11 protein-coding genes are annotated in these 10,390 nt (G+C 60.6%); 8 read left to right on the top strand and 3 right to left on the bottom strand.

Going from position 1 to position 10,390, the window contains the following annotated elements; translation table 11 throughout:
• The coding region (locus Q7T64_RS09420) for a cation:proton antiporter (RefSeq protein ID WP_304794843.1) at positions 1-707 on the bottom strand (707 nt) is incomplete at its 3' end.
• 111 nt (positions 708-818) lie between these two features.
• Here Q7T64_RS09420 and Q7T64_RS09415 point away from each other — a divergent pair.
• The 8 genes from Q7T64_RS09415 (at position 819) to Q7T64_RS09380 (ending at position 7,488) form a co-directional block, all read left to right on the top strand.
• Positions 819-1,847 carry an SIS domain-containing protein gene (locus Q7T64_RS09415; RefSeq protein ID WP_304794841.1) on the top strand — a complete coding sequence of 343 codons (1,029 nt, stop codon included), beginning with the start codon at positions 819-821 and terminating at the stop codon, positions 1,845-1,847.
• Positions 1,847-2,392, top strand: a complete 546-nt coding sequence (locus Q7T64_RS09410) for an HAD family hydrolase (protein WP_304794839.1) — start codon at positions 1,847-1,849, stop codon at positions 2,390-2,392. Before Q7T64_RS09415 ends, Q7T64_RS09410 begins: the two co-directional genes overlap by 1 nt.
• Positions 2,389-2,988, top strand: coding sequence for an LPS export ABC transporter periplasmic protein LptC (gene lptC, locus Q7T64_RS09405; protein ID WP_304794837.1), 600 nt, complete (start codon positions 2,389-2,391; stop codon positions 2,986-2,988). Before Q7T64_RS09410 ends, lptC begins: the two co-directional genes overlap by 4 nt.
• A gap of 26 nt (positions 2,989-3,014) precedes the next feature.
• Complete coding sequence (gene lptA, locus Q7T64_RS09400) at positions 3,015-3,566, top strand: lipopolysaccharide transport periplasmic protein LptA (RefSeq protein ID WP_304794835.1); 552 nt, start codon at positions 3,015-3,017, stop codon at positions 3,564-3,566.
• Between the two features lies 1 nt (position 3,567).
• The gene (lptB, locus tag Q7T64_RS09395; protein WP_304794833.1) at positions 3,568-4,308 is read left to right on the top strand and encodes an LPS export ABC transporter ATP-binding protein; all 741 of its coding nucleotides are present in this window, start codon (positions 3,568-3,570) and stop codon (positions 4,306-4,308) included.
• A gap of 13 nt (positions 4,309-4,321) precedes the next feature.
• Complete coding sequence (locus Q7T64_RS09390; protein ID WP_304794831.1) at positions 4,322-5,794, top strand: RNA polymerase factor sigma-54; 1,473 nt, start codon at positions 4,322-4,324, stop codon at positions 5,792-5,794.
• Positions 5,795-5,896: 102 nt separating this feature from the next.
• Positions 5,897-6,259, top strand: a complete 363-nt coding sequence (gene hpf / locus Q7T64_RS09385) for a ribosome hibernation-promoting factor, HPF/YfiA family (RefSeq protein ID WP_304794829.1) — start codon at positions 5,897-5,899, stop codon at positions 6,257-6,259.
• A gap of 140 nt (positions 6,260-6,399) precedes the next feature.
• Positions 6,400-7,488 carry an enoyl-CoA hydratase/isomerase family protein gene (locus Q7T64_RS09380; RefSeq protein ID WP_304794827.1) on the top strand — a complete coding sequence of 363 codons (1,089 nt, stop codon included), beginning with the start codon at positions 6,400-6,402 and terminating at the stop codon, positions 7,486-7,488.
• A gap of 30 nt (positions 7,489-7,518) precedes the next feature.
• On the opposite strand, the gene Q7T64_RS09375 is transcribed toward Q7T64_RS09380, so the two are convergent.
• Together Q7T64_RS09375 and aroKB are read right to left on the bottom strand one after the other, a co-directional pair.
• Positions 7,519-8,655, bottom strand: a complete 1,137-nt coding sequence (locus tag Q7T64_RS09375) for a deoxyguanosinetriphosphate triphosphohydrolase (RefSeq protein ID WP_304794825.1) — start codon at positions 8,653-8,655, stop codon at positions 7,519-7,521.
• A 5-nt stretch (positions 8,656-8,660) separates the two neighbouring features.
• On the bottom strand, positions 8,661-10,346 hold the full coding sequence (aroKB, locus tag Q7T64_RS09370) for a bifunctional shikimate kinase/3-dehydroquinate synthase AroKB (protein ID WP_304794823.1): 1,686 nt from the start codon (positions 10,344-10,346) through the stop codon (positions 8,661-8,663).
• Between the last annotated feature and the right edge of the window lie 44 nt (positions 10,347-10,390).

Genomic DNA, 10,390 nt, shown 5'->3' with positions numbered 1-10,390 from the left:
GCCGCGCCCAGCGTGATGAGCAGCAGGTTGAGCATGAACAGCTCCTGGGAACGCCGCTGCACGACGATCCGGAACCAGCCGCGCAGCAGGCGCTGACCGATAAACAGCAGCAGGATCAGCACAAAAGTCGCCTTGGCCGCCGCCCACAACAAGGTAGATCCAATGTCGGCCGGCGCGCCCAGCGCCGGTATCAGGATCAGCAGTGGCACCAGCGCCAGGTCCTGGAACAGCAGTACGCTGATGATTTGCCGGCCGTGCTCGCTTTCCAGCTCCAGGCGCTCGGTCAGCAGCTTGGAAACAATCGCGGTTGACGACATGGCGAGTGCGCCACCCAGCGCAAAGCCGGCGCGCCAGTCAATGTTGAAATACTGGGGGAGAACCAGCGAAGCCAGCCAACCCATGCCGATCGCCGCAGCAATGGTCAGCAGTACCTGCGCCAGCCCGAGGCCGAACACGGCCCGCCGCATCGAGATCAGCTTGGGCAGGGAAAATTCCAGGCCGATCGAGAACATCAGGAAAACAACGCCGAACTCGGCCAGGCGGTGCGTAGACTGCGTGTCCTGGGCCAGGCCAAAGGCATGCGGGCCAATCAGGATGCCGACCGATAAATAGCCCAGCATCGGCGGCAGGTGCAGCATCCGGAACACCACCACGCCCAGTACCGCAGCTGCCAGCAATATCAGTGTGAGTTCTAGCGTGGAGTACAAGGGAAAATCCAGTCGTGGTGAAAACGCCGCAGCTTCAGTCTTGCGACCACTCAAACAGCAAAATGGAGCATGGCAGGTTTTTTGCTTATGTTAATCGTTTATACTTCGAACATGAGTGTAAACCATGCCAGCACGCCCCCCGTCGCTTTTGATGCCGAGAAAGCCGAACGAGCCCTGCAATTAGCGCGAGAAACGCTGCAAATCGAGTCGGCGGCGATCACTGCGGCCGATCAGCGTCTGCTTTCCACAGCCGGTCCTGAATTTATCCGCGCCCTGTCGCTTCTTTTCGCTTGCAGCGGCCGGGTGGTCGTATCCGGCATCGGCAAATCCGGTCACATTGCCCGCAAGATAGCCGCGACCCTGTCGTCGACCGGGACACCGGCAATGTTCGTCCATCCTGCCGAAGCCGCGCATGGCGACCTCGGGATGGTCACGCAAACGGACGTCTTCATCGCCATTTCCTATTCTGGCGAAAGCGCGGAATTGCTGGCCATCGTCCCGGTCCTCAAACGCATGGGGGCAAGCCTGATCGCAATGACCGGCAACAGCAGCTCGACCTTGGCCGAGCTCGCTGATGTGCACATCGATATCGGTGTCGAAAAGGAAGCCTGTCCATTGAACCTGGCGCCAACTGCAAGCACCACCGTGACGCTGGCGCTGGGCGACGCGCTGGCGGTTGCCTTGCTCGACGCCCGCGGCTTTCGTGAAGAAGATTTCGCGCGATCGCATCCCGGTGGCGCCCTCGGCCGCAAGTTGCTGACCCATGTACGCGACGTCATGCGCACCGGAGCGCAAATTCCGGCCGTGGCCAGGGAGTCGTCCCTGTCTTCCGCCTTGCTCGAAGTGACCCGCAAAGGCATGGCAATGACGGCAGTGGTGGACGAAAGCTTCCATCCGGTCGGGATTTTCACTGACGGTGACCTGCGTCGCATGCTGGAAAAAAAGCAGGACCTGACGGGCATCACGGTCGCCGACCTGATGCACCCCGGACCGCGCTCGGTGCGCCCTGGACAACTGGCGGTGGAGGCGGTTGAACTGATGGAACAGTTCCGCATCAACCAGCTATTGGTTGTCGACGACGCCGGCGTGCTGGTTGGCGCGCTCCATATCCACGACCTGACGCGGGCAAAGGTGATCTGATGGATTCGTATCCGATTGCTTCAGCAGCGGTGCTGGCCCGGGCACAGGCTGTGCGCCTGATGATATTCGACGTCGAGGGCGTGCTGACCGACGGCAGCCTGCACTATGGTCCAGATGGCGAGGCGATCAAGACCTTCAATGTGCTGGACGGCCTGGGCATCAAGCTGTTGCAGCGTGCTGGCATTGCAACGGCGATCATCAGCGCGCGCAGTTCGCAAAACGTTGCACGCAGGGCGGCGGACCTGGGTATTTCCCATCTCTTCCAGGGCGTGCACGACAAGGCGGCGGCCTTCGGCGAATTGCTGCAGCAACTCGGCCTGGGTGCGGACCTGGCCGGATTCATCGGCGACGACATTATCGATTTGCCCATCCTGCGCCGCGTCGGCTTTGCCGCCAGCGTGCCAAACGGCCACATCGAGGTCCGCAACCGGGTTCACTACGTGACGACCGCCGCCGCAGGAAATGGCGCGGCGCGCGAGGTATGCGACCTGATCCTGCGCGCACAGGGGCGCCACGAGGACATCCTGGCGGCCTACCTGACATGACGGCGCCCCCTTTCATCAACCGGATCGGCATGCTGAGCTTGCTTGTCGGCAGCGCAGTGCTGGTGCTGATCAGTTTCTGGGTGATGGAAGTGATGCGTCGGTCGGCAGACGAAGCTGCCCCCCGGGCCGTTCGGATTGAACCGGATTACTTTGTCGAAAACTTCACCTACATCCGGCTGTCGCAAGCACGCGGCGCCCGTTACAACATCTCGGGCAAGCTGCTGGAACACAACCCGGTGGATGACACGCACCATATCCGGCTGCCCGAGGTCAACAGCTACAGCGACGAGCGCCCGCCGGTCAAGGCCACCGCGCAGCGCGGCATTGTCTCCCCCGACAATACAAAGGTCCACTTGTACGAAGATGTGCGCATCGACCGGCCGGCATCCGGATCGGCGCAGCTTTTCAAGATGCGCTCGGATTATCTGCTGGTATTGACGGATGAAGACATTGTCCGCACTGACAAGCCGGTTGAAATCACGCTCGGCAAATCGGTACTCCGAGGAACCGGCATGGTGGCCAATAACGCTACGCGGCAGCTGCAACTTGGCAGCGCAGTGCATGCCACCTTCGCGCCACCTGACCGCGCCCGCTGAAACGGGCGCCCTAGCTAGGACAGACGATGAAAATACGAAATTTCCTGCCACTGCTGGCCATGCTGGCGCTGGCGATGCCGGCCCAGGCTGAAAAGGCCGACCAGCAAAAGCCGACCAACGTCGAGGCCAACCAGATGGCCTATGACGATATCAAGCAGATCAATACCTTTACCGGCAATGTCGTCCTCACCCGCGGTTCGCTCGTGATGCACGCCGAGAAAATGGTCGTCGTGCAGGATCCTGCCGGTTACCAGTACGCGACCCTGCATGCACCACGCGGCGGCTTCACGACTTTTCGCCAGAAGCGCGACGGCGGCGCCGACCTGTGGATCGAAGCGCAAGCGGCCGATCGGATTGAGTACGACGGCAAAAGCGAAGTCGCCAAACTGTACTCACGCGCCCGTATCCGCCTGCTGGAAGGCCAGAAAGTGACCGACGAAGTCGAGGGCGATTTCATTTCGTACGACAGCAAGACCGAGTTCTACACGGTCAACAACACGACATCCGGCGAAAGCAAGCCAGGGGCCGGGCGCATTCGCGCAACGATACAGCCGCGCCTTGAAAGCCGGAGCAAGTAGCATGGCAAGCAGGTTGTCAATTCGCGGACTGCAGAAAAGTTACGGCGCACGCCAGGTAGTGCGCGATGTCGCGCTGGAGGTCAATAGCGGCGAGGTCGTCGGGCTGCTTGGTCCGAACGGCGCGGGCAAGACCACCTCGTTTTACATGATCGTTGGCCTGGTTCCCTGCGACGCCGGCGAAATAGACCTGGATGGCGTGGTGATCTCGCACATGCCGATCCATCGGCGCGCCATGCTCGGACTGTCCTATCTCCCGCAGGAAGCCTCCGTGTTCCGCAAGCTGAGCGTGGAGGATAATATTCGCGCCGTGCTGGAGCTGCAGCACGAGAACGGAAAGCCATTGAGCAAATCGCGCATCAACGAGCGGCTCGATGAGCTGCTGGCCGAACTGCAAATCGAAAAGCTGCGCGAGAACGCAGCGCTGTCGCTGTCGGGCGGCGAACGGCGCCGGGTTGAAATCGCACGGGCGCTTGCCACCGATCCGCGCTTCATCCTGCTCGACGAGCCCTTCGCCGGCGTCGACCCGATTGCCGTCATCGAAATCCAGCGCATTGTCCGCTTCTTGAAGGAACGCAGTATTGGCGTACTGATTACGGATCACAATGTGCGGGAGACGCTGGGGATTTGCGATCGGGCATACATCATCAACCAAGGGGCTGTGCTAGCCAGCGGCAGTCCGGACGACATCATCGCCAACGAGTCGGTACGACGCGTCTACCTGGGCGAGCATTTCCGGATGTAAAGAGTCAGACCCGATGAAACAAACGCTTCAACTACGCACTTCGCAACACCTCGCGCTCACGCCGCAACTGCAGCAATCGATTCGTCTGCTGCAACTTTCCACACTGGAACTGCATCAGGAACTGGAACAGATCCTGGCCGACAATCCGCTGCTCGAACGACTCGACGATCCGCTCGATAATTCAGTACGCTTGTTGGCTGATGGTGCAATCGCCACGTCACTGCCGGCGACTGCGCCAGACAGCGCAGCGGACAGCAACGCCAGTCCCGAGCCAGAGGCCGCCTATGATGGCGCCGAGGCCCCCGAAGCAGCTGCGCCGTCCGAATCCGAGTGGAGCTTCGACGACGTCGCCCGCACATCGAAAGCGCCCGAGGACGATGACGCCCGACCACAACTGGAAGGGCATGAAACAACGCTGCGCGAACATTTGCTCGAACAGATGCGCGTCTCAGTGAATAACCAGCGCGACCGCGCACTGATCGAACTGATAATCGATGCGTTGAATGACAACGGCTATCTGGAAGAGCCGCTGGAGGATATCCTTGAACGAATGCCGCCCGAGCTGGAAATCGAGATCGAAGAGCTGTCAATGGCGCTGAAAATGGTGCAAAGCTTCGATCCGGCTGGCGTGGGCGCACGCAATGCATCCGAGTGCCTGGCAATCCAGATCCGGCGATTTCCGAAGGTGCCCATGGTGACGCGGCGAATGGCGCTGTGCATTGTTGAAAACCATTTGACGCTGTTCGCCCAGCGCGATTTCAACAAGCTCAAAAAGGCGCTGGATTGCGATGACGAAGACCTACGTGAAGCGCAGGTCGTGATCCGGCGCTGCAACCCCCATCCGGGCAGCGCATTTGCGACGGATGCGTCCGATTTCGTCGTGCCTGACGTGATCGTGAAACGCAGCCGCAATGGCTGGCTGGTGACCCTCAACCATGACGTGATGCCCAAGCTTCGCGTGAATGCGCTGTATGCCAACATTCTCAAGCAAAGTAAAGGCGATGGATCACTGAGTTCACAATTGCAGGAGGCGAAATGGCTGATCAAAAACATGCGGCAGCGCTTCGACACGATCTTGCGGGTCGCGCAAGCGATTGTCGATCGCCAGCGCAACTTTTTCTCCCATGGCGCGGTCGCCATGCGCCCTCTTGTTTTGCGTGAGATAGCTGATACACTGGGTTTGCACGAAAGCACAATCTCACGGGTCACGACGCAGAAGTACATGCTGACACCGCATGGCATGGTCGAGCTGAAATATTTTTTCGGCAGCCATGTTGCAACCGAAGCGGGCGGCGAAGCATCTTCGACTGCGATCAGGGCGCTTATTAAACAACTCATCGGCGCGGAGGATACCAAAAACCCGTTTTCGGACAGCAAAATCGCGGAGATGCTGGCGGAACAGGGCATGGTCGTTGCCCGCCGCACGGTCGCAAAGTATCGCGAAGCACTGAAGATCCCGCCGGTCAACCTGCGCAAATCGCTATAGTCCTGAAGTACGTAGTCGCACAATCTTGTCACACCAGTTGCTGTGTGCTGTCCGGATCCTTCCGGCGCATCACCTCCGGCAACGCATAACCAGGAGCGTTCTATGAATCTCACTATCAGTGGACACCATCTCGAACTGACACCAGCACTGCGCAATTACGTGCAATCCAAGCTGGAACGCATCAAACGTCACTTCGACCACGTGATCGACGTGGTCGTCATCCTCACAGTCGAGAAAATTACTGAGAAAGAGAAGCGACAGAAGGCTGAAATCAATCTCCATGTCAGGGGCAAGGACCTGCATGTAGAAAGTTTTGCCCAGGATCTCTATGCGGCAATTGATGCCCTGATCGACAAGCTCGATCGCCAGGTCATCAAATACAAGACCAAGCTGCAAGACCACCAGCATGAGGCGCTCAAACACCGCGCACTCCCATCGGACAGCGAGGAAGCCGCTCCAGGCTGAAGCACCAATCCTCCATGATCAGGGGCGCCCAGGCGCCCTTTTGCTTTTTTGGGCGCGGCAATCAAAGCGACAGCAGTTTGAACGCGGTTGGCCGGGCGGGTACACTGTCGCCTTGTCCAACATTGCCCTTGCCACACGCCATGGAATCCCCCGTACTTTGCTCTACCGTCGCCGGCTTCGGCATCCTCACGCTAAACCGCCCGGAGGCGCTCAATGCGCTCTCGCTGGAAATGATCCGCATCATGAACGAGGCATTGCGCGCCTGGCGGCATGACGACAGCATCGTGGCAGTCCTCTTTCGCAGCAGCAGCGAGCGCGCCTTTTGCGCCGGTGGCGACATTCGGTTTTTCCATCGCGTAGCCACAGCCACTGGCGGGCCAGCCGCCGGCAGCGCATTGCTGGAAGATTTCTTCACCGAGGAATATCAGCTCAATCATCTGATCCATACCTATCCTAAACCCAGCTTCGCGTTAATGGATGGCATCGTGATGGGCGGTGGCATGGGCATCAGCCAGGGCGCGACAATGCGCGTGGCCACCGAGCGAACCCGCATGGGAATGCCCGAAGTAAGCATCGGACTGTTTCCTGACGTCGGCGGCGGATATTTCCTGTCGCGCGCCAGGGGCCGCTCCGGATTCGACCTGGCGCTGACAGGCCGCATCATCCATGCTGCTGATGCGCTGTTTGCAGGACTGGCTGATGTTGCTGTGCCTTCCGGCGCGCTGGCCGGCATCGACGCCGTCCTTGAGGGCGCGGCGCCTGGCACGCAGGTGGCGGCGCTCACCGATTATTTGCGTGGGCAGGCGCTGTCGCTGGAGGCCGAAGATGGCGCGCTGAAGAAAAACCATGAGGCAGTTGATCGGCATTTCTCGCATGCCGACGTGATGGCGACACTGGCTTCATTGCACGCAGACTCCAGCGAGTACGCAGTCGAAGCACTGAAGTTGATGAGCCAGCGTTCGCCGGTGATGCTGTGTGTAACGCTGGAACAGCTACGGCGTGCGCAAACACAGACCATCGCAGAATGCCTGCGCATGGAACGCACCATCATGCGCCGCTGCTTCGAGGGGACGGAAATCCTGGAGGGCATCAGGTCCCGTGTGATCGACAAGGACAATGCGCCGCGCTGGCAGCATCCGGGCGTGGAGCAAGTGCAGGCCGAGGAAGTCGAGTGCTATTTCGCGCCAGCCTGGCCTGCGTACGCACACCCGCTGCGCGACCTGGACTGAAGTCCGGACCACCGGCACCCGGTCGTGGCGCTATGCCTCTTCGACGGTGAACAGCCGACGGTATTCGCGTATGGCGTAACGATCGGTCATTCCAGCAATGTAGTCGGCGATCTTGCGTGCCTGTTGTTCGACTGTCCCGGTGCTTAGCTGGTAATCAGGCGGCAACAGGTCAGGCTCTGCAAGGTAGGCATCAAACAGTTCGCTGACGATCCGGCGTGCCTTGCTGGTCATCCGATTGACCTGGAAATGCTGGTAAAGATTACTGCGCAAAAAACGCTTGAGCTCGAGCGCTTCCGACTCCATCCCCTGCGAAAACGTGATCAGCGCCGGTGCGTTGCGCACATCATCGACCGTACGCGGGCCGATTGATGCAATCCTGGCGCTGGAGGCATCGATCAGGTCGACGATCAGCGCGTTGATCATCCGGCGCACCACTTCATTGATCAGCCGCCTGCCGGCGATGCCAGGAAATGCCTTTTCGACCTCCACCCGGTGCCGCGCAAAGAAGTCAATTTCGTCGAGCTGGCCCAGTTGCAGCAAACCGGATCGCAAGCCGTCGTCGATGTCATGATTGTTGTAGGCAATTTCATCGGCCAGATTGGCCAGCTGCGCCTCCAGTGAGGGGCGCCTGTTGAGCAGGAAGCGCTGGCCGACTGCGCCGAGCTTGCGCGCATTGGCCGCCGAACAATGCTTGAGCACGCCTTCACGGGTTTCAAACATCAGGTTCAGCCCGTCAAAGCCGCCATAACGCTCTTCCAGCGCATCCACCACCCGCAGGCTCTGCAGGTTATGCTCGAAGCCGCCATACTCGCGCATGCGCTCGTTGAGCGCTTCCTGGCCGGCATGGCCGAAGGGCGTATGCCCAAGGTCGTGGGCCAGCGAGATGGCTTCCACCAGGTCTTCGTTGAGGTTCAGGTTGCGCGCGATGGAGCGGGCGATCTGCGCCACTTCAATGCTGTGGGTCAGGCGGGTGCGGAACAGGTCCCCTTCATGGTTCACGAAGACCTGTGTCTTGTACTCGAGCCGGCGAAATGCGGATGAGTGGACGATCCGGTCGCGGTCGCGCTGGAATTCCGGGCGCGAAGCAGCGGGCGGTTCCGGATGGTGCCGACCGGGAGAGGCGTCGGACTTGACTGCGTAACTGGCGAGTTGCGCTTCCGGGTTCATCGTCGTTAGGTACAGTCCTTGAGCGTTGCCAGCAAGGCGTCCTTGGGCACTGTCGTGATCAGCGGCGTCCCCAGCGGGTTGAGCAGGATGAAGCGAATCGCGCCACCTTCATTTTTCTTGTCGACTTCCATCAAATCCAGCCAGCGCTGCTCTCCGAGTGCCGGCGCGCGAACCGGCAAGCCAGCTGCCTGCACCAGGCTCGTCAGGCGTGCCAGGCTGGCGGCATCGATGTGGCCGAGCCGGTGCGACAGGTTCGCCGCCATCACCATCCCACAGCCCACCGCTTCGCCGTGCAACCAGTTGCCATAACCCAGGCCAGACTCGATCGCGTGACCAAACGTATGGCCGAAATTAAGTACTGCGCGCAGTCCGCCCTCGCGCTCGTCCTGGCGCACCACCTCGGCCTTGATCTCGCAGGAACGCCTGATCGCGTAGGCCAGTGCGACCGGGGCGCGCTCGATCAGTTGCCCGATATTGGCCTCTATCCAGTCGAAAAACGGCAAGTCGATGATGGCGCCGTGCTTGATGACTTCGGCCAGCCCGGCCGATAGCTCGCGCGCGAGCAGGGTATTGAGTGTGGCGATGTCGGCAATCACTGCCTGCGGCTGGTAAAACGCACCGATCATGTTCTTGCCCAGCGCATGATTGATGGCGGTCTTGCCGCCCACCGAGGAGTCGACCTGCGAGAGCAGGGTGGTGGGCACCTGCACGAAGGGTATGCCGCGCATGTAGGTGGCCGCAGCAAAGCCCGCCATGTCGCCGATCACACCGCCGCCGAGCGCAATCAAGGTGGTTTTACGGTCGCACTTCTCGGCCAGCAGGACGTCGTAAATCCGCATCAGGTTGGGCCAGCATTTCTCTTCCTCACCGTCGGGCAGGATCACTTCGGTGACGCTCTTGCCGGCGGCCTTCAGGCTCGCCTTCAACTGCGCCAGATATAAGGGACCGACGACCGTATTGGTCACGATCGCAACCCGATTGCCTTTCACGGCGGCGGCAATGCCGTCCACATCGCCCAGCAGGGATTGGCCAATCGTGATCGGATAGCTGCGCTCACCCAAATCCACCTTCAGGGTCGTGGTGTTGCCGGAGAAGCTTGTCGGGCGGTCGGTTGCGGCGTTCTGGTTCATTGCTGGCATTGTGGCGGAGGAAGTAGCTGGATCGGCGCGGTCCGTACCGTGCCGCAGCTCAAGCTGTTGCATGATCGACTGTACCAGCGATTGCACATTCGGGCGTCCGGTATCCACGATCAGGTCGGCGATCTCCCGGTAGAAAGGTTCGCGCTGCACGGCCAGTTCTTCGAGTCGCTTGCGGGGATCGGCCGTTCGCAACAGGGGACGATTCCGGTCCAGGCTGGTGCGCTGCAACAGATTGTGGACGCTGGCCCGCAACCAGATGACGGTGCCGCGCGTCTTCAGGTATTCGCGGCTGGCCTCGTTGAGGACGGCGCCGCCGCCAGTGGCGAGCACGACGCCATCCTGCCGGGTCAGGTCGCGGATGACATCGGCCTCGCGCTGGCGAAAGCTTTGCTCGCCCTCGATCTCGAAAATCAGCGGGATGGTCGCACCGGTGCGCGACTCGATCTCGTGATCGGAGTCGACGAACCTGAGGTTGAGCTTACGCGCGAGTGCGCGGCCGACGGTGGTCTTGCCAGACCCCATCAGCCCTATCAGGAAGATATTGCGGGACACGTTGTAAGCGCCCCCGGCAGCCGCCGGAGGATTGCCGGTTGAAA

The sequence above is a fragment of the Lacisediminimonas sp. genome (genome assembly GCF_030645335.1).
GTDB lineage: Bacteria > Pseudomonadota > Gammaproteobacteria > Burkholderiales > Burkholderiaceae_D > Lacisediminimonas.
This window is presented reverse-complemented; position numbering and strand designations above follow the sequence as displayed.

Excerpts from the sequence above, each read along its gene's own strand:
- Q7T64_RS09415 (WP_304794841.1), top strand. The coding sequence starts at position 819 with ATGAGTGTAAACCATGCCAGCACGCCCCCCGTCGCTTTTGATGCCGAG.
- Q7T64_RS09410 (WP_304794839.1), top strand. The coding sequence starts at position 1,847 with ATGGATTCGTATCCGATTGCTTCAGCAGCGGTGCTGGCCCGGGCACAG.
- lptC (WP_304794837.1), top strand. The coding sequence starts at position 2,389 with ATGACGGCGCCCCCTTTCATCAACCGGATCGGCATGCTGAGCTTGCTT.
- lptA (WP_304794835.1), top strand. The coding sequence starts at position 3,015 with ATGAAAATACGAAATTTCCTGCCACTGCTGGCCATGCTGGCGCTGGCG.
- lptB (WP_304794833.1), top strand. The coding sequence starts at position 3,568 with ATGGCAAGCAGGTTGTCAATTCGCGGACTGCAGAAAAGTTACGGCGCA.
- Q7T64_RS09390 (WP_304794831.1), top strand. The coding sequence starts at position 4,322 with ATGAAACAAACGCTTCAACTACGCACTTCGCAACACCTCGCGCTCACG.
- hpf (WP_304794829.1), top strand. The coding sequence starts at position 5,897 with ATGAATCTCACTATCAGTGGACACCATCTCGAACTGACACCAGCACTG.
- Q7T64_RS09380 (WP_304794827.1), top strand. The coding sequence starts at position 6,400 with ATGGAATCCCCCGTACTTTGCTCTACCGTCGCCGGCTTCGGCATCCTC.
- Q7T64_RS09375 (WP_304794825.1), bottom strand. The coding sequence starts at position 8,655 with ATGAACCCGGAAGCGCAACTCGCCAGTTACGCAGTCAAGTCCGACGCC.